Origin of the sequence: Mesorhizobium sp. L-8-10, assembly GCF_016756635.1 — a bacterium.
GTDB lineage: Bacteria > Pseudomonadota > Alphaproteobacteria > Rhizobiales > Rhizobiaceae.
Map to the genome: position 1 here is coordinate 6127749 of NZ_AP023263.1, position 17268 is coordinate 6145016.

Annotated in this window: 17 protein-coding genes; 13 read left to right on the top strand and 4 right to left on the bottom strand. The window is 65.1% G+C overall.

Features of this window, described 5'->3' with window-relative positions:
* Window positions 1-90 precede the first annotated feature (90 nt).
* The 6 genes from rpsF to JN280_RS28740 all read left to right on the top strand — a co-directional run bounded on the left by rpsF (window position 91) and on the right by JN280_RS28740 (window position 4621).
* Window positions 91-555 carry a 30S ribosomal protein S6 gene (gene rpsF, locus JN280_RS28715; protein WP_202307362.1) on the top strand — a complete coding sequence of 155 codons (465 nt, stop codon included), beginning with the start codon at window positions 91-93 and terminating at the stop codon, window positions 553-555.
* Complete coding sequence (rpsR, locus tag JN280_RS28720) at window positions 555-803, top strand: 30S ribosomal protein S18 (protein WP_018427106.1); 249 nt, start codon at window positions 555-557, stop codon at window positions 801-803. Before rpsF ends, rpsR begins: the two co-directional genes overlap by 1 nt.
* A 220-nt stretch (window positions 804-1023) precedes the next feature.
* On the top strand, window positions 1024-1605 hold the full coding sequence (gene rplI / locus JN280_RS28725) for a 50S ribosomal protein L9 (protein WP_202315091.1): 582 nt from the start codon (window positions 1024-1026) through the stop codon (window positions 1603-1605).
* A 283-nt stretch (window positions 1606-1888) separates the two neighbouring features.
* Window positions 1889-3184, top strand: a complete 1296-nt coding sequence (locus JN280_RS28730; RefSeq protein ID WP_202307364.1) for an SAM-dependent methyltransferase — start codon at window positions 1889-1891, stop codon at window positions 3182-3184.
* Between the two features lie 125 nt (window positions 3185-3309).
* Window positions 3310-3630: a YnfA family protein gene (locus JN280_RS28735; RefSeq protein ID WP_202307366.1), complete on the top strand. Its 321-nt coding sequence runs from the start codon at window positions 3310-3312 to the stop codon at window positions 3628-3630.
* Window positions 3631-3637: 7 nt separating this feature from the next.
* Window positions 3638-4621: a small ribosomal subunit Rsm22 family protein gene (locus tag JN280_RS28740; protein WP_202307367.1), complete on the top strand. Its 984-nt coding sequence runs from the start codon at window positions 3638-3640 to the stop codon at window positions 4619-4621.
* 8 nt (window positions 4622-4629) lie between these two features.
* On the opposite strand, the gene JN280_RS28745 is transcribed toward JN280_RS28740, so the two are convergent.
* Window positions 4630-5505, bottom strand: coding sequence for a DMT family transporter (locus JN280_RS28745; RefSeq protein WP_202307368.1), 876 nt, complete (start codon window positions 5503-5505; stop codon window positions 4630-4632).
* An 84-nt stretch (window positions 5506-5589) separates the two neighbouring features.
* Window positions 5590-6420: an AraC family transcriptional regulator gene (locus JN280_RS28750; RefSeq protein WP_202307369.1), complete on the bottom strand. Its 831-nt coding sequence runs from the start codon at window positions 6418-6420 to the stop codon at window positions 5590-5592.
* Window positions 6421-6713: 293 nt separating this feature from the next.
* Between JN280_RS28750 and JN280_RS28755 the strand changes: the two genes are divergently transcribed.
* From JN280_RS28755 to JN280_RS28775, 5 genes are all read left to right on the top strand, one after another.
* Window positions 6714-8201, top strand: coding sequence for a replicative DNA helicase (locus tag JN280_RS28755; protein WP_202307370.1), 1488 nt, complete (start codon window positions 6714-6716; stop codon window positions 8199-8201).
* An 84-nt stretch (window positions 8202-8285) separates the two neighbouring features.
* Window positions 8286-9683, top strand: a complete 1398-nt coding sequence (radA, locus tag JN280_RS28760) for a DNA repair protein RadA (RefSeq protein WP_202307371.1) — start codon at window positions 8286-8288, stop codon at window positions 9681-9683.
* 46 nt (window positions 9684-9729) lie between these two features.
* Window positions 9730-10326 carry a CvpA family protein gene (locus tag JN280_RS28765; RefSeq protein ID WP_202307372.1) on the top strand — a complete coding sequence of 199 codons (597 nt, stop codon included), beginning with the start codon at window positions 9730-9732 and terminating at the stop codon, window positions 10324-10326.
* Between the two features lie 61 nt (window positions 10327-10387).
* Window positions 10388-11863, top strand: coding sequence for an amidophosphoribosyltransferase (purF, locus tag JN280_RS28770; protein WP_202307373.1), 1476 nt, complete (start codon window positions 10388-10390; stop codon window positions 11861-11863).
* Between the two features lie 117 nt (window positions 11864-11980).
* On the top strand, window positions 11981-12727 hold the full coding sequence (locus JN280_RS28775) for an SDR family NAD(P)-dependent oxidoreductase (RefSeq protein WP_202307375.1): 747 nt from the start codon (window positions 11981-11983) through the stop codon (window positions 12725-12727).
* Between the two features lie 182 nt (window positions 12728-12909).
* Here JN280_RS28775 and JN280_RS28780 read toward each other — a convergent pair whose 3' ends face one another.
* Window positions 12910-14118 carry an ISAzo13 family transposase gene (locus JN280_RS28780; protein WP_202307379.1) on the bottom strand — a complete coding sequence of 403 codons (1209 nt, stop codon included), beginning with the start codon at window positions 14116-14118 and terminating at the stop codon, window positions 12910-12912.
* Between the two features lie 106 nt (window positions 14119-14224).
* Complete coding sequence (locus JN280_RS28785) at window positions 14225-15361, bottom strand: helix-turn-helix transcriptional regulator (RefSeq protein ID WP_202307381.1); 1137 nt, start codon at window positions 15359-15361, stop codon at window positions 14225-14227.
* A gap of 212 nt (window positions 15362-15573) precedes the next feature.
* Between JN280_RS28785 and JN280_RS28790 the strand changes: the two genes are divergently transcribed.
* Together JN280_RS28790 and JN280_RS28795 are read left to right on the top strand one after the other, a co-directional pair.
* Window positions 15574-16194 (top strand): hypothetical protein, encoded by a 621-nt coding sequence (locus JN280_RS28790; RefSeq protein ID WP_202307383.1) that lies wholly within the window; start codon window positions 15574-15576, stop codon window positions 16192-16194.
* Window positions 16195-16341: 147 nt separating this feature from the next.
* Window positions 16342-17241: a DMT family transporter gene (locus JN280_RS28795; protein ID WP_202307385.1), complete on the top strand. Its 900-nt coding sequence runs from the start codon at window positions 16342-16344 to the stop codon at window positions 17239-17241.
* Window positions 17242-17268 lie beyond the last annotated feature (27 nt).

The window sequence follows — 17268 nt, forward strand, 5'->3', positions numbered from 1 at the left end:
TGCTCCTTTCTTCCCCGCATCTCCGGGTCAAGAGAAGTTGCAGAGGCTTAGCCGTCGGGAACCGGGAGAGAAACGAAGAAAGGCAAGACAATGGCTCTTTACGAACATGTGTTCCTTGCCCGGCAGGACCTCTCGCAGCAGCAGGTCGATGAGCTCGTTGAACGTTTCAAGGGCGTCATCACCTCCGGCGGCGGCAGCATCGGCCGGGTCGAGAACTGGGGACTGAAGTCCCTCACCTACCGGGTCAAGAAGAACCGGAAGGCATATTATACGCTGATGGACATCACCGCTCCCCCGGCGGCCGTCAAGGAACTCGAGCGCCAGCAGGGCCTGTCGGAAGACGTCCTGCGCTTCCTGACCATCAAGGTCGAGAAGCATGAGGAAGGCGCTTCGGCCATGATGCAGAAGCGCGATCGCGACGAGCGTGGCGACCGCGGCTTCGGCGATCGTCCGTCGCGCTTCGGCGACCGTGAGCGCGGGGACCGCCCGGGCCGCTTCGGCGACGACCGTGGCCCGCGCCGTCCGCGCGAAGCTGTTGAAGGAGCTGCAGAGTAATGGTCGACATCAACCAGATCCCGACCCGGCGTCCGTTCCATCGCCGCCGCAAGACCTGTCCGTTCTCCGGCGCCAATGCACCGAAGATCGACTACAAGGACGTTCGTCTCCTGCAGCGCTATATTTCGGAGCGCGGCAAGATCGTGCCCTCGCGTATCACTGCCGTCAGCCAGAAGAAGCAGCGCGAGCTCGCCCAGGCGATCAAGCGCGCCCGCTTCCTCGGCCTTCTTCCCTACGTGGTGAAGTGATCTTCCGGGGCCGGACAGCTCAGCCTGCCCGGCCCTGCCCTCCGCTTCGGGTGCGGGCGGGCGACAGAAATCCCGAGTTGGGGCGCGGAGAACCGCCTCCCCTAACTGCCGCGACAGGCAGGACAGCGACCAGCACGGCACGCCATCGGCTGCGGGCCACCGCGCTTCCTGCCTGTTCCTGAAAACCGCGCCACCGGCGCAACGCATGAGGAACAAAACGATGGACGTCATCCTTCTCGAACGCATTTCCCGCCTCGGCCAGATGGGCGATACCGTCAAGGTCAAGGACGGCTACGCCCGCAATTTCCTGCTGCCGAAGGGCAAGGCGCTGCGCGCCAACGAAGCCAACAAGAAGAAGTTCGAGGGCCAGCGTGCCCAGCTTGAAGCCCGCAACCTCGAGCGCAAGTCCGAGGCACAGGCGGTCGCCGACAAGCTCGACGGCAAGAGCTTCGTCGTCGTTCGCTCGGCCGGTGAGACCGGTCAGCTCTACGGCTCCGTCTCGACCCGCGACATTTCCGAGCTGCTGACCGCGGAAGGTTTCACGGTTGCCCGCAACCAGGTCGAACTGAACCAGCCGATCAAGGCCATCGGCCTCACAAACGTGGCAATTGCGCTGCATCCGGAAGTCGAGGTGACCATCACGCTCAACATTGCGCGCACGGCCGACGAAGCCGAGCGTCAGGCTCGTGGCGAGACCCTCACCACCGCCGAGGCGATCTACGGAGAAGACATCAACGAGAACGCCCGCCCTGAGAACTTCTTCGACCCGAACGCCGAGGACGAAGAAGCGGCCAACGCCTGATCCGGCCGCGACTTTTTCGCGGTTTCGAACGAACCCGGGCGGCGACGCCCGGGTTTTTCTTTGAAGGCCCGCGCGTCCACCTCGACGCACGAACGACCGTTCCAGGGTTTTGAAAGCGAACATTGCGCCTGCCGAAGATCGCGCACGACCTTCGAGCCGATACGGCTGCCTCAACAAACTGTGTCAATTTTATGCCAGCGGGAACTTTTCAAGCTGCGCCGATTTGAAGCAGAATAATCGGGTTCAGCCGACGGAGCAGCGTCGGATTCCTGAGGTAGCGGCTATGAACATCCTGCTGAGGCGTATCGTCGACCGCTTGGTGCGAACCGGAAATCTCAAGGTGACGGGCCCGAACGGCGCGACGTTCCAGTTCGGCGACGGCACCGGCGAGTTCGTGCATCTGCGAATCAACACGCGCCACGCCGAGCGGACCATCACCTTCCATCCGACGCTGGCGTTTCCGGAAGCCTTCATGGAAGGCGAACTCGATTTCCTCGAAGGCGACGTGCTGTCCTTCCTGCATCTCGCCTACCGTAACATGGGGCCGACCGGCAGCATCGACGCGGCCTGGGCGCGCGCCATAGAGGGCCTGCGAGTGGCGTTTCGGCGGCTGCAGCAGATCAACACGGCCGGCCGCGCCAAGCGCAATGTCGAGCGTCACTACGACCTGTCGGGAGAGCTCTATCGGCTCTTCCTCGACAAGGATATGCAGTATTCCTGCGCCTATTTCGAGCGGCCCGACATGACGCTCGAGGAAGCTCAGCTCGCCAAGAAGCGGCACATCGCAGCCAAACTCAGGATGAAGCCCGGCCAGAACGTGCTCGACATCGGCTCGGGCTGGGGCGGCCTCGGCCTCTATCTGGCCAAGAGCTTCGACGCGGAGGTGCTCGGCGTCACGCTGTCGACCGAGCAGCACGCCGTGGCCACCGAACGCGCCCGGGCGGAAGGCCTCGACGACCGCGTCCATTTCGAGATCCGCGACTACCGCTCCCTGTCGGAGCGTTTCGACCGCATCGTTTCGGTGGGCATGTTCGAGCATGTCGGCGTCAACCACTACCGCGCTTTCTTCGACAAGGTCGCCACCCTGCTCAAGCCCGACGGCGTGATGCTGCTTCATTCGATCGGGCGCGCCGGCCCGCCTACAGCCACCAATCCCTTCATCCGCAAGCACATCTTTCCGGGCGGCTACATCCCGGCTTTGTCCGAGGTGTTGCCGCATATCGAGAAGGCCGGCCTTTTCGTCACCGATGTCGAGATCCTGCACCTCCACTATGCCGAGACGCTGAAGCATTGGCGCGAGCGCTTCATGGCCAATCTCGAACGGGCGAAGGACATCTATGACGAGCGCTTCTGCCGCATGTGGGAGTTCTATCTCTCGGGGTCCGAGGCAGCGTTCCGCTGGCAGGACCTGATGGTCTTCCAGATCCAGCTCGCCCGGGCGAACGACGCCGTGCCGCTGACCCGCGACTATATCGGCAAATGCGAGAAAGCGCTCGCCATGCACGAGATGGCGCATGGCGCGGTCGCCGAACGAGCGCCGAAGACAAAGCGGGCCAGGAAAGTCAGCGAGAAAGAGTGATTCCGGCCGTGAGGCCGGTTTCCCACGGCGCCTCCCGTCCGGGCGGGGCACTTTCCTGTTGCCCACGCATCGGATTTATGCGGTATCCGCTGTCATCCCGATATTCGACAGGAAGGCCCGTTCCCATGAGCTACGCCGTGCTGGCGACCGCGGCGATCGCCGAGATCGCCGGCTGCTTCGCCTTCTGGGCCTGGTGGCGCCTTGACAAATCGCCGCTGTGGCTCGTTCCGGGCGCGTTGTTGCTCCTCGCCTTCGCCTGGCTGCTCGCGTTCGTACCGGCCGAAGCTGCCGGCCGCACCTTCGCCGCCTATGGCGGCATATACATCTCGGCGTCGCTGATATGGATGTGGGCGATGGAAGGCGTGCGACCCGATCGTTTCGATCTCGCAGGGGCTGCGATCTGCCTGGTCGGCGCAACCGTCATCCTTGCCCCGCGCGGAGCCTGAACGGCCAATGGAACTCCCCGCCGCACTTCGACGGGCCGTCGACCGGCTTCTCGAAGGAATCCCGGTGACAGAACTTCAGAAGGCTGCCGGGCTTCTGTCTGCGCGCTACCGCGCCGAAGTTCGCGACGGGCGCCTGCATCTGGACGACCGGCTCGCGGTGAAAGCCTATCTGGCGACACGCCTGCCGGCCACGTTCGCCGCGGTTCGCGCGAGCCTTGCATCGGTGGCCGAGTTGCGGCCCGACTTCGCGCCCGGCACGATGCTCGACCTGGGAGCCGGGCCGGGTACGGTGCTATGGGCGGCTGCCGACTGCTGGCCGACGCTCGGCGACGCCGTTCATGTCGAAGCGAGCGCCGCCGCGCGCCAGGTCGGCGAAGCTCTTGCCGGCGACATGGACATGGTTGGGGCCCGCTGGCTTGCCGGCGACGTCACAGGCGACATGGACGGCCTCGCAAAGGCCGATCTGGTAACGCTTTCCTATGTGCTCGACGAGATCGATCCGAAAACGATCGGCTCGCTCATCGGACGGCTGTGGGAACTCACCGAAGATACGCTCGTCATCGTCGAGCCGGGAACGCCCGCCGGCTGGTCGCGCATCCTGGCCGCCCGGCAGCGGCTCGTCGAGGAGGGCGCGCATCTCGTCGCGCCTTGCCCGCATTCAGCTCCTTGCCCGCTCGCGGCTCCCGACTGGTGCCATTTCGCGCGGCGCGTTGCCCGATCGCGGCTGCACCGGCTCACCAAGGGCGCCGATGTTCCTTGGGAAGACGAGAAATATGTCTTCATCGCAGCCTCGCGGCATGCCGGCAACGGTCCTGCTGCGCGTGTCGTCGCTCCGCCGCGGGCGGCCAAAGGCAAGGTCACGCTCAAGCTTTGCCGCCAGGATGGATCGGCCGCCGAGCGGACGGTCACGAAGCGGGAAGGTGACGCGTTCCGGACGGCACGGCGGCTCGACTGGGGCGAAGCGGCGCCCTGGACCGTAGGCGGAGCCTGAACGAGCGCTCAGATGCGGCCGTCCCCCTGCGGAGCTTCCACCGGCTTCACCGACCTTCGCGACAGTATCGCGAGCGCCACCCCACCAAGGACGAGGATGGTCGATATGACCAGCCTGACCGTCACGGGTTCATCCAGCAAAGCCACCGCAGCCAGGGCCGCGATGACAGGCACCGTCAACTGGACGATCGCGGCCTGGGTGGACGTCAGTCCCGGCAATGCGCGGTACCAGATGGCATAGCCGAGGCCCGATGCGACCACGCCGGAGGCAATGGCCAGCACCGCGCCGCGCGCCGTAACTCCGTGGTCGAGCAGTGCGATTGTCGCCAGCGGAACGCAGAACGCCGCCGAGCGAATGAAATTGCCGGCCGTGTCGCCGAGCGGATCACGCGCGCCGCGGCCCCGCAACGAGTAGACGCCCCAGGCAATGCCGGACAGCGCCATCAGCGCGCTTCCCGGCAGGTCCGGCTTGTCGAGGCCCGGCGAAACCAGATAGACGAAAGCCCCGAAAGCGATGGCGAGACCGGCGAGTTCGCCCGTATTCGGTCGATCCTTCCGCCAGAGCCCCCACGAGATCATCGTGCATTGGACGGCGGCGAACAGGACCAGCGCGCCGACGGCGGCCCCGAGCCTGAGATAGGCCAGTGAAAACGCGATAGCATAGACGAAGAGCGCCAGGGCCGACGGCCAGTTGCCGGGAAGCCCTCCACCCGACCCCCGGCGCCAGCGCAGAATCAGGCCAAGCGCCATCGCGCCCGAAACCAGCCGGATCACCGTGTAGCTCGGCGCATCGATTGCGGGGCCGGCGAGCGCCAGCCGGGCAAGCAGCGAGTTGGCGGCGAAGGCGAGCATCGCAAGCGTCGTCAGGAAAGCCGTGATCCGCATGACGCCCTCTGTTTCGGCACGGTAGACGGTATATGGCCGCCCCACCGATGCAAGAAGGACAAGAGCCGGGGATGCGGATATCCCCTACCCCTTTATCGGTATCCAGACATCCAGCCCGCCCGCGCCGCTGCGCGGGTCGAACTCCCGGCCATACCGCTCCAGCGACGGGGCATCGGCCACCTCATGCCCCGAATCGGGCAGCCATCCGGCCCAGATCGCATGCATGGTGTTGCGGATCGTCGAAATGTGATCGCGATGAGAAAAGACGGCGTATTTCTGCGGTGGAATCCGGATCCTGGTCAGGACGGGGTCCATGTCGGAGAAATCGGCTACCTCGGCGCCGCAGATATAGTCGAAACCCTTGTCGTCGCTGTTGGCCATCACGCCATAGGCCACACCCTCGACTTCACCCGCCATGTTGCCGAGATGCGCATGGAAGCGTTCCCAAAGCGCCGGGATCCCGTCCATGCTCTCATATTCGAAGCGTTGGCCGAGGCCGGCGATCAGCATGGCCCTGCCCTGTAGGAAGCGCGGCGGCTCCAGTTTCACCTCGATGTTCTGCTGCATCACGATCGGCTCCACCATGTCTAACCCCTCGATTGTGCCCTGCGCCCGCAACTGGTCGGGCGTGATACCGAACTGGTCACGAAATGCCCGGGTGAACGCTTCATGCGAGCCGTACCCGGCCTCCAGCGCAACCGACAAAATGTCCGGCGCACCATAGGCGAGCGCGCGGGCTGCTTCGCTCAGCCGGCGTCCGCGCAGATAACGCATCACCGACCGGTCGAGCGTTGCGGAAAATGCCCTCGACAGATGGAACCGCGAAACGCCGCTCGCCTCGGCGATGTCGTCGAGCGACACCTCGCCGCCGAGATGGCTTTCGATGAACCAGAGTGCCTTTGCCACGGGATCCATGAAACACTCCCAGGAAACAGGGCTTCTATGACACCTTGCGGGGCGGCCGGTTTGATCCCGCTTGCTCCCTCTGCACGTCTGATCGGAAGCGTTTTGGATTTTCCCGTTTTGTTCCATTCTGTCCAGGGCTAATCTTCCGCTTCCGATTCGCGTCAATCGTGATTCGGGCGCCGGGCCGGAGCGCCTGTGGACTTCTGTGAATCCCGCGCACAAGAAGGCGGCCGGCCACGAATCTTTTCCGGTGGCGCCCTGCGTCTGATACCGAGGGCCGGAGTGCGGAAACTGGGGGTGACATGGCTGAGGCAGCACGCAAACTGGAAGTCGCGGAAACGCCGCTCTATCGCGAGGCGCCGAACAACATCGAGGCCGAACAGGCGCTTCTCGGCGCGATCCTCGTCAATAACGACGCCTTCTATCGCGTGTCGGACTTCCTGAAGCCGGCCCATTTCTTCGAGCCGCTGCACCGCAAGATCTTCGAGCTGTCGGGCGAGCTGATCCGGATGGGCAAGATGGCCAATCCGGTGACGATGAAGACCTTCCTTCCGGCCGACGAGAAGGTCGGCGACATGACGGTCGCGCACTATCTCGCGCGCCTCGCCGCCGAGGCCGTCACCGTCATCAACGCCGCCGACTACGGCCGCGCCATCTATGACCTCGCTACACGCCGCGCACTGATCACCGTCGGCGAGGACATGGTCAACATCGCGTACGACGCACCGGTCGACATGTCGCCGCAGGAGCAGATCGAGGACGCCGAGCGCCGGCTGTTCGAACTGGCGGAGACCGGGCGCTATGACGGGGGGTTCGAGAGCTTCAACGATGCGGTCAAGACCGCCGTCGACATGGCCAATGCGGCCTATATGCGCGATGGCGGCCTGTCCGGCATCTCGACCGGGCTGCGCGAAATGGACCGTCGCATGGGCGGACTGCAGCCTTCCGATTTGATCGTTCTTGCCGGTCGCCCCGGCATGGGCAAGACGTCGCTTGCCACCAACATCGCCTTCAACATCGCCAACGCCTATGAGCCCGAGCAGCAGGCCGACGGCTCCTTCAAGGCCAAGAACGGCGGTGTCGTCGGCTTCTTCTCGCTCGAAATGTCGTCCGAGCAGCTCGCCACCCGCATCATCTCGGAGCAGACCGAAATCCCCTCCTCCAAGATCCGGCGCGGCGAGATCTCCGAATATGATTTCGAGAAGCTCGTGGCCTGCTCGCAGACCATGCAGAAGCTGCCCCTGTTCATCGATCAGACCGGCGGCATTTCGATCGCCCAGCTCTCCGCCCGGGCGCGCCGCCTGAAGCGGCAGCGCGGTCTCGACGTGATCGTCATCGACTATATCCAGCTCATGACCGGCTCGTCGAAGAAGGGCGAGAACCGCGTCCAGGAAATCACCGAGATCACAACGGGCCTCAAGGCGCTCGCCAAGGAACTCGGCGCTCCGATCATCGCGCTCTCCCAATTGTCGCGTCAGGTCGAAAACCGAGACGACAAGCGCCCGCAACTGTCGGACCTTCGCGAATCCGGCTCGATCGAGCAGGACGCCGACGTGGTGATCTTCGTCTATCGCGAGGAGTACTACCTGAAGAACAAGGAGCCGAAGTTCGGCACGGACGAGCACGTGAAATGGCAAACAGAGATGGACGAGGCGCGCGGCAAGTCCGAGGTGATCATCGCCAAGCAGCGCCACGGTCCGACCGGCACGGTCCCGCTCGGCTTCCAGGGCGAGTTCACGCGCTTCTTCGACCTGGCGGAAGATACCCACGTGCCGGAGAGGCTCGAGTAGTCCGGTGGGGAGCCTCACGCCGATCGCAGGTCGGGCTGCCGCTCGACGTCGCCACATCCGATCCATTGCCGGGCGGGCGGCCTGATGGCCAAGTCGCGCGTCCAGTTCATCTGCCAGAACTGCGGAACGATCCATACACGCTGGGCCGGCAAGTGTGATTCCTGCGGCGAATGGAACACGCTGATCGAGGAAGGCACGGCCGGCGGCATCGGCGCCGGGCCGGCGGGCCTGCGCTCTGCACGCAAGGGGCGGCCGGTCACGCTCACCACGCTCTCGGGAGATATAGAGGACGCCCCACGCATCGCGTCGGGCATAAGCGAGCTCGACCGGGCGACCGGCGGCGGCTTCGTGCGCGGATCGGCGCTGCTGGTCGGCGGCGATCCGGGTATCGGAAAATCGACGCTGCTGATGCAGGCCGCCGCCGCCCTCGCCCGGCTCGGGCACCGCATCGTCTATGTTTCCGGCGAGGAGGCGGTGGCGCAGGTCCGCCTGCGCGCGCAGCGGCTGGGCGCCGCCAGCGCGCCGGTCGAGCTCGCCGCCGAGACCAATGTCGAAGACATATTGGCGACCATCTCCGAGGGCCGCCGCCCCGATCTCGTCATCCTCGATTCCATCCAGACGCTGTGGACCGATATCGCCGATTCGGCACCCGGCACGGTCACCCAGGTCCGTGCGGCCGCGCAGGCCATCATCCGCTACGCCAAGTCGACGGGCGCCGCCGTTGTGTTGGTCGGTCATGTCACCAAGGAGGGGCAGATCGCCGGGCCGCGCGTCGTGGAGCACATGGTCGACGCGGTGCTCTATTTCGAGGGCGAAGGCGGCCACCACTACCGCATCCTGCGCACGGTCAAGAACCGCTTCGGTCCGACTGACGAGATCGGCGTCTTCGAGATGTCCGACCGCGGCCTGCGCGAAGTGTCCAACCCCTCGGAGCTCTTTCTCGGCGAACGCCATGCGGCCGCCCCCGGCGCCGCGGTCTTCGCCGGCATGGAAGGCACACGGCCGGTCCTGGTAGAGATCCAGGCCCTCGTCGCGCCCTCCCCGCTCGGCACGCCGCGCCGCGCCGTCGTCGGCTGGGATTCGGCGCGCCTGTCGATGGTGCTGGCCGTGCTGGAAGCGCATTGCGGCGTCCGGTTCGCCACGCACGACGTCTATCTGAATGTCGCCGGCGGCTATCGCATCACCGAACCGGCGGCGGATGTGGCCGTCGCGGCCGCTCTGGTTTCGTCGCTCACCGGTCTTGCCCTGCCCGCTGATTGCGTCTATTTCGGCGAAATCAGCCTTTCGGGGGCCGTGCGGCCGGTCGCGCATGCGCTGCAGCGCCTCAAGGAAGCCGAAAAGCTGGGGTTCGCACAGGCGGTCCTGCCGCGAAGCACCGACGAACTGGCGGGAGGATCGGGAGCCAGCGCCTTCCAGCCGGCTATGCTCGCCGATCTCGTGGCCCGCATCGCCGGGTCGCGGCTGAGACGGGTCGAAGACTGAACCTGCGAAGGCGGTGAAGCGGACCGCATCATGGAGTGGGAACGACATGCCGATTACGCTGCTTGACGGAATTCTCGTCGGCTTCACCCTCGTTTCGGCAATGCTCGCCATGGTCCGCGGCTTCTCCCGCGAAATCCTCTCGATAGCGTCCTGGGTGGCGGCGGCGGCGGCGGCCTATTTCTTCTATCCCCAGGTGCTGCCCTATGTTCAGCCCTATATCGATCACAAGCAGATCGCCATGGCCGCGGCGGCCGGAGCTGTGTTCATCGTTGCGCTTATCGTCGTCACGGTCATCACAATGAAGATCGCCGACTTCATCATCGACTCCCGCGTCGGCGCGCTCGATCGCACGCTCGGTTTCCTCTATGGCGCCGCGCGCGGCATCCTGGTCGTGGCGGTCGGATTGCTGTTCTTCAACTGGCTGGTCGGCGTGAATCCGCCGAACTGGATCGCCGAGGCCAAGTCGCGCCCCTTGCTCGAGGACATCGGCGGGCGCATCCAGGCGCTCTTGCCAGACGATCCCGAGAACTCGATCCTGAAGAAGCTTACGCCGGAGACCGGCGAAGGCGCGCCAGACGCCGCGGGGGACACGCCTTCGGCAGGCGATGCCGAAGCGCCCCCGGCCGAGGGCAACAGCAACTGATCTGCTGGTGCGCGGCGGCGGCCGCGCCTATATAGCGGTATTCAGGACGAGAGGCAGCGCCATGACGGACGCAACCGCAGCCAAGATGCTTTCCACTGAAGCCGACGATCACTTCCACGACGAGTGCGGTGTGTTCGGCATCTATGGCCGGCAGGATGCCGCCGCAATCGTCACGCTCGGCCTGCATGCTCTTCAGCATCGCGGACAGGAAGCGGCAGGCATCGTCTCCTATGACGGCAGCCAGTTCCATGTCGAACGCCATGTCGGCCTGATCGGCGATACCTTCACCAAGCAATCGGTCATCGACAGGCTGCCGGGGAACCGGGCGATCGGCCATACGCGCTACGCGACCACCGGCGGCGCCGGATTGCGCAACGTCCAGCCATTCTTCGCCGAGCTTGCCGAAGGCGGCCTGGCGATCGCCCACAACGGCAACATCACCAACGCGCTTACCGTGCAGCGCTTGCTGCAGAAACAGGGCGCCATCTTCTCCTCGACATCGGACACCGAGACGATCCTGCACCTCGTGGCGCTCAGCAAGGAGCGCGACATCAATTCCCGCTTCATCGACGCGATACGTCAACTCGAGGGCGCTTTCTCGCTGGTCGCCCTCACCTCGAAGAAGATGATCGGCTGCCGCGATCCGCTCGGCATCCGTCCCCTCGTGCTGGGCGATCTCGACGGCTCCTGGATACTGGCCTCGGAAACCTGCGCGCTCGATATCATCGGAGCGCGTTTCGTCCGCGACTTGAAACCGGGGGAAATGGTGATCGTCACCTCCAAGGGCATAGAGAGCGTCTTCCCCTTCGAGGTTCAGAAGCCACGCTTCTGCATCTTCGAATATGTCTATTTCGCCCGGCCGGATTCCACCGTCGAGGGCCGCAACGTCTATGACGTGAGGAAGCGGATCGGCGCCGAGCTGGCCGTGGAGAACCCGGTCGATGCCGATGTCGTCGTGCCGGTGCCCGATTCGGGCACGCCGGCGGCGATCGGCTTCTCTCAGCAGGCCGGCATTCCTTTCGAGCTTGGCATCATCCGCAACCACTATGTCGGCCGCACCTTCATCCAGCCCGGCGATTCGATTCGCCACATGGGCGTGAAGCTGAAGCACAACGCCAACCGGCGCATGATCGAAGGCAAGCGGGTGGTGCTGGTCGATGATTCGATCGTGCGCGGAACGACCAGCCAGAAGATCGTGCAGATGGTGCGCGACGCCGGCGCCCGCGAGGTGCACATGCGGATCGCCTCGCCGCCGACGCGCTCGTCCTGCTTCTATGGCGTCGATACGCCCGAGAAGGCCAAGCTGCTCGCCTCACGCATGTCGGTCGACGAGATGGCCGATTTCATCCGCGTCGATTCCCTCGGCTTCCTTTCGCTCGACGGTCTCTACCGCGCCGTCGGCGAGGCCGCCCGCGAGAACGAATCGCCGCAGTTCTGCGACGCCTGCTTCTCCACCGAATACCCGACCCGGCTCACCGACATCGAAGGCTCCGACAATGTTCGGACCCTGTCGCTGCTCGCCAATGGCGGGCAATAGCGCCGGCGGGCCTACCGTTCCAGGGCTGCTCCCGCAGGCCGCCGGTCTTCGTCGCGCCAGGCGACCAGGCAGCCGGCGGGCCTGGTACGCTCCGCCCAATTCCCGAAAGGATAAGGCATGACCACCTCTCTCGACCTTGCCGGGCGTGTCGCCCTCGTCACCGGCGCTTCGCGCGGCATCGGCTACTTCATTGCCAGGGAACTGGCCGCGGCAGGGGCTCATGTCATTGCCGTGGCGCGCACAGTGGGCGGGCTCGAGGAACTCGACGACGAGATCAAGGCCGCCGGCGGTCAGGCGACCCTCGTACCGCTCGACCTCACCGACATGGCCGGGATCGATCGCCTGGGCGGCGCGATCCACGAGCGCTGGGGCAAACTCGACGTCATGGTGGCAAATGCCGCGATCCTCGGCGTGATTGCGCCGATCGGCCATGTCGAGGCGAAGGTGTTCGACAAGGTGATGGCCATCAACGTGACGGCGACCTGGCGGCTGATCCGTTCCGTGGACCCGCTGCTGCGGCTGTCGGATGCCGGTCGCGCCATCGTGATCTCGTCGGGCGCGGCGCATTCGGCGCGCGCCTTCTGGGCCCCTTATGCGGCCTCCAAGGCCGCCGTCGAAGCGCTCGCCCGGTCCTGGGCTGAAGAAACGAGGAATTTTCCGTTGCGTGTCAACGCGGTCGATCCCGGTGCGACACGCACGGCCATGCGCGCCCAGGCAGTGCCTGGCGAAGATCCGCAGACCCTTCCGCATCCTTCGGAGATCGCCGCCAGGATCGTTCGGCTGGCAAGCCCCGCTCTCGCGGAGACCGGCCTGATCTTTGACGCCAGGCGAGAACGCTTCACCGCCTATCGCATGCCTGAGTAGGCGGGCGCCTCGCCCGCCCCGGCATCGGCCCCCAGTTCCGTCGGTGCGTCCGCCGATCCAACCAGGCTTCGGAAAAAAGCATCCCACGGCTCTCCGACAAACCTTCAGCATGAGAAGCGGCTGAGCAGGTGAAGCGTCTGCGAATCCTGCAAGCCAGCTTAGGACAGCTGCAACGATAACCGCTACGCTATGGCCGACCGCCGCGGTTTGATTGTGTAATTCCATTCTGGATGGAATTGGTCGCCGGTGATATCGAGGGTCGCCATCTCGGCAGCCGAGACCTTCACGCCCTTCTCATAGGTGGTGGCGTCGAGCGCGCACTCGACCTTGAGCCCGGTCTTGGTCGTGGTCGCGCCGATCAACTCGACCACGGCGAGGCGATCCGTCAACGGACGGCCGCGCCAATTCTGCGTGATGTGGCAGAACAGTCGGTGCTCGATCTTGTTCCACTTCGACGTGCCCGGCGGATAGTGATGGACGTGGACGACAAGCCCGGTCTCGTCGGCGAGCTTCTGCAGTTCCACCTTCCACAGCCGCACGCGCGCCCCGTTGGAGCCGCCGCAGTCGGCGGTGATCGTCAGCGCGCCGGCCGAGGGATAGCGCTGGCGGCCCATGCGCTCGAGCCACGTGCGGATCGAGTGGACCGCGAACTCGGCGGTGTCGGCGGTGATGCCGACGCTGACCCAGCCCTCGTTGGCGGCCACGTCGTAGACGCCGTAGGGGACGACCTTGCCAAGCGTCGTGTCGACGAAGTCGTGCACCTTGACGCGCTGCGGGTCGCCCTTCGGGCGATAGTCGCTGCCGCCATTCTTGAAGGCGCCGACGAGCTCTTTCTTCTTTGTATCGACGGAGATGACGGGCTCACCGGCCGCCTGCGCGGCGACCACCTTGGCGTTGATGTGCGCGAACTGGGCATCGCGGTCGGGATGGTGCGCGCCTTCATCCGTCTTGCGGTTAAGCTGGCGCGAGAAGCCGAGCTTGACAAGCAGCTTGCGCACGCTGTTGGGGCTGATCGCATGGCCCATGTCGCCAAGCGCGCGCGCCAGCTTGTCCAGGCTCTTCGACACCCACAACAGAGGCCGCTCCGGATCACCCAAGGTCGCCGGCTCAACGAGGCGCTCAAGGTCGGCAAGCAGCGTCGGATCGCGCGCCGTCAACGGCCGCGGGCCGCCGCCTTCTCGGCGCACCCGACCGCGCGGCGGCGCCGCGTCGAGGTCTTTCAGCCCGCGCCCGATCGTCGAGCGGGCCAGCCCTGTGATCTCCGAGACCGCCGCCAGCCCACCCCGGCCCGCAGCGCGCGCCTCGCTGGCGGCGAACACGCGCCGGCCGCGCTCGTCGCGCTTCGAGCCGTCCGCCTCCCACCGCTGCTGGATCCCGCGCCGGTCGATCATGTCGCTACCGCTAGCGCGCCTCGCTCCGGCAGGGAATCCCTGCCGGGTGAGTCACACCGCCGCAGGTCGAGACAACCGACCGATTCAATTATCGTTGCAGCTGTCCTTAGCGTCCGGGTTTCAAGCTGCGCATCCACACGATCAGTTCGGACTGGCGCGAGGTGCCCGTCTTGCGGAAGATCGACTTCAGTTGCTGCCGCGCCGTCCCCTCGGCGATCCCCAGTTCGGCGGCCGCCTGGCGCAGCGAAATCCCGCGGTTGAGCGCCAGCGCCACTTTGATCTCAGCCGGCGTCAGGTTGAACGCAGCGGTCGCCCGTTCCAGGTCGGGCGGCCGAGTACCCTGAGCCGGTTCGATCAGTATCGCCACGGTCGGCCCCTCGAAAAAGCTGGCGATCGGATCCTTGTTCAATCTGACGAGCGTGATCTTGCGCATCTTCCCGGACGCGGCGACGACATGGGAATGAACGCGGGGGCCTTCGGCCAGTCGGTCGACCATCTGCTGCAGCGCCCTGGCCGCATCCTGGTCGGTCAGCGCAACGCGCCCGGTCGGCGTAATGCCGATCCCCTCGCCTCCATCGATATGACGAACCGCCGCGGCGGAAACGGACTTGACGGTCATTCCTTCGCCTACGACAACAAGGCCGATGTCCGTTTCCTCGAACAAGTGATCGCCGACGTCGGACAGGGCTTTCTGGAACGGCCCTGTCTGGTAATAGCGAAAGGCTCGCCTCAGATGCGGCGCAAGCCGGGTCAACGTCTCGGCCGCTGCCACGTTCTGGTTCGGGTCGGCGCGGTCGGTCAGCGTGCTCAACAGCAGGGAGCGGCCGCTCTCGCGCACGATCGTGACGCCCACCGCCGCCTCGGCGCCGATCGATCGCATGAAATCGCCATAAAACTCCGTTCGCACCAGATCCCCGCGGTCGAGCATCTGCTCGGAAACGACACCCAACCCGATCGGCCTTACCGAGGCCTTTGCCATCCAGGGATTGATGCGTGAATAGTGCTGGGCATAGGCCCGCAAAGCCTCCTCGCTGAGACCGGACGTCAAGGAGAGATCGCCCCTGTTGCGGACCGAATCATGAAAGAAAAAGACCGTCTTGCCGCCGGGCAGTCTAGCGCTCAAGCGATCCAGAAAGTCGTTCCAATCGGCCTCGCCGAGCAGGGATGCATAGACGAGGTCGATGAGGTCGTCGTCGCGATCGTCCTCAGTGCCGCTTATTTCCCGCCCCTCTCCGCTGATCATGGTGCCATCGCCCGGGCCGCATAGCCGACCGGTCGTTATTTTATGTAATCATCATCGATATTGCCGGGAATTCCAGCCGAGTTCCATTTGTACGATTGTATGAGGCGCCGCTACGTCACCTTCACGACTTCCGCACGGAGTCGTGATTGGTCGCCCCGCTGCCCACGGTCATAGGCTCGCTCCGGCGGGATCAGCTTCAGGGAGGAACCTCAATGAGGACGAACTTTTTTCTTGCGGCCGGCATGGTGTGTGCCCTGACCGTCGCTGCGAATGCGCAGAACCAGGAGATGAGTTTCTTCATCACCAGCCAGGGCCCCGGCAACGGCGCCAATCTCGGTGGACTGGCCGGGGCCGACGCGCATTGCCAGAGCCTGGCCCAGGCAGCCGGTTCAAGCGGCAAGACCTGGCGTGCCTATCTGTCGACGAGCGACGCCAATGCCCGAGACCGGATCGGCTCCGGTCCCTGGTACAACGCCAAGGGCGAGAAGATCGCTGGCGACGTTGCCTCGCTCCATTCCGACAGCAACGGTATCACCAAGCAGACCGGGCTCGACGAGAAGGGCCAGGTCGTCAACGGCCGGGGCGACCAGCCGAACCGGCACGACATCCTTACCGGCTCGATGCCGGACGGGACGGCCGCACCGCAGACCTGCGAAAACTGGACCAGTGCCGGCGACGGCAGCGCCATGGTCGGTCACCATGACCGCATGGGCCTCGACGATTCGGCGGCCGCGAAGTCGTGGAACTCGTCGCACCCTTCGCGCGGATGCGGCCAGGAAGCCTTGCGCGGCACCGGCGGCGACGGGCTGCTCTACTGCTTCGCCACCAACTGACCGCAGTGCCGCTTCGGACTGCGTCGGCAGGATCCCGGCGGCAATCCGCGTCTGCCCCAACGCAATCTCCACCCTGGGCGTAGCGCGGCCTCAAGCCGCGCGCGATAGCAGGCTGTCGGCATCATCGCCGCACCCGGGATCCTACCGATGTCCGCAGTTCCCATTCCCGAGACCCGGGACCATGTCCTTGCGGGCATCATGCTTACCAGCGTCGCCTATTTCGTATTCACCTTGCATGATGCGGTGGTGAAGCTTCTGGTGGCCTCCACCCCCGTCTGGCAGGTCCTGTTCTTCCGCAGCGTCACGATCCTTATCGGCTGCCTCATCCTCGGCGGGCGACCGCTCTGCGTCGAAGCCGCGCGATCGCCCGTCATGAAGCCCATGTTCCTGCGATCCTTCCTTATCCTGGTGGCCTGGCTCTGCTACTACACGGCCGCGCGTTACCTCCAGCTCGCCGAGCTCACCACAATCTACTACGCCGCACCCGTAATGGTGACGGCGATGTCGGTGTTCGTGCTCAAGGAGCAGGTACCTCCGGTGCGCTGGGCGGCTGTCTTCATCGGCTTCGCGGGCGTATACCTCGCCTGTGATCCGGCGACGCTCGGGCTCTCGATTCCGGTCCTGCTGGTGCTTGCAGCGGCCTTCATGTGGGGCCTGTCGATCGTGCTTCTCAGGAAGATCGCGCTGCAGGAGAAGACCATCGTCCAGATGGTCCTCAACAATTCCTTCTTCCTGGTCACGGCCGGCGTGCCGCTGGTCTATCTCTGGCACACGCCCGATCTGCTCGAAATCCTATTGCTGCTCGGCGCCGGAACGCTGGCCGGCATCGCCCAGTTCACGCTGTTCCAAGGCATGAAGCGCGCTGAGGCTTCGATCGTCGCCACATTCGAATATACCGGGCTCGTCTGGGCGTTCCTGCTCGGTTACCTGATCTGGGCGGACATTCCCCGACACGAGGTCTTCCTGGGTGCCTCGCTCATCATCGGCGCCGGACTGCTGATGATCGCGGGCGAGCATTTCCGCAAACGCCCGACACCGGAAAAATAATCCATCCGCGCGGGAACCATCCGAAGG

Excerpts from the sequence above, each read along its gene's own strand:
- rpsF (WP_202307362.1), top strand. The coding sequence starts at position 91 with ATGGCTCTTTACGAACATGTGTTCCTTGCCCGGCAGGACCTCTCGCAG.
- rpsR (WP_018427106.1), top strand. The coding sequence starts at position 555 with ATGGTCGACATCAACCAGATCCCGACCCGGCGTCCGTTCCATCGCCGC.
- rplI (WP_202315091.1), top strand. The coding sequence starts at position 1,024 with ATGGACGTCATCCTTCTCGAACGCATTTCCCGCCTCGGCCAGATGGGC.
- JN280_RS28730 (WP_202307364.1), top strand. The coding sequence starts at position 1,889 with ATGAACATCCTGCTGAGGCGTATCGTCGACCGCTTGGTGCGAACCGGA.
- JN280_RS28735 (WP_202307366.1), top strand. The coding sequence starts at position 3,310 with ATGAGCTACGCCGTGCTGGCGACCGCGGCGATCGCCGAGATCGCCGGC.
- JN280_RS28740 (WP_202307367.1), top strand. The coding sequence starts at position 3,638 with ATGGAACTCCCCGCCGCACTTCGACGGGCCGTCGACCGGCTTCTCGAA.
- JN280_RS28745 (WP_202307368.1), bottom strand. The coding sequence starts at position 5,505 with ATGCGGATCACGGCTTTCCTGACGACGCTTGCGATGCTCGCCTTCGCC.
- JN280_RS28750 (WP_202307369.1), bottom strand. The coding sequence starts at position 6,420 with ATGGATCCCGTGGCAAAGGCACTCTGGTTCATCGAAAGCCATCTCGGC.
- JN280_RS28755 (WP_202307370.1), top strand. The coding sequence starts at position 6,714 with ATGGCTGAGGCAGCACGCAAACTGGAAGTCGCGGAAACGCCGCTCTAT.
- radA (WP_202307371.1), top strand. The coding sequence starts at position 8,286 with ATGGCCAAGTCGCGCGTCCAGTTCATCTGCCAGAACTGCGGAACGATC.
- JN280_RS28765 (WP_202307372.1), top strand. The coding sequence starts at position 9,730 with ATGCCGATTACGCTGCTTGACGGAATTCTCGTCGGCTTCACCCTCGTT.
- purF (WP_202307373.1), top strand. The coding sequence starts at position 10,388 with ATGACGGACGCAACCGCAGCCAAGATGCTTTCCACTGAAGCCGACGAT.
- JN280_RS28775 (WP_202307375.1), top strand. The coding sequence starts at position 11,981 with ATGACCACCTCTCTCGACCTTGCCGGGCGTGTCGCCCTCGTCACCGGC.
- JN280_RS28780 (WP_202307379.1), bottom strand. The coding sequence starts at position 14,118 with ATGATCGACCGGCGCGGGATCCAGCAGCGGTGGGAGGCGGACGGCTCG.
- JN280_RS28785 (WP_202307381.1), bottom strand. The coding sequence starts at position 15,361 with ATGATCAGCGGAGAGGGGCGGGAAATAAGCGGCACTGAGGACGATCGC.
- JN280_RS28790 (WP_202307383.1), top strand. The coding sequence starts at position 15,574 with ATGAGGACGAACTTTTTTCTTGCGGCCGGCATGGTGTGTGCCCTGACC.
- JN280_RS28795 (WP_202307385.1), top strand. The coding sequence starts at position 16,342 with ATGTCCGCAGTTCCCATTCCCGAGACCCGGGACCATGTCCTTGCGGGC.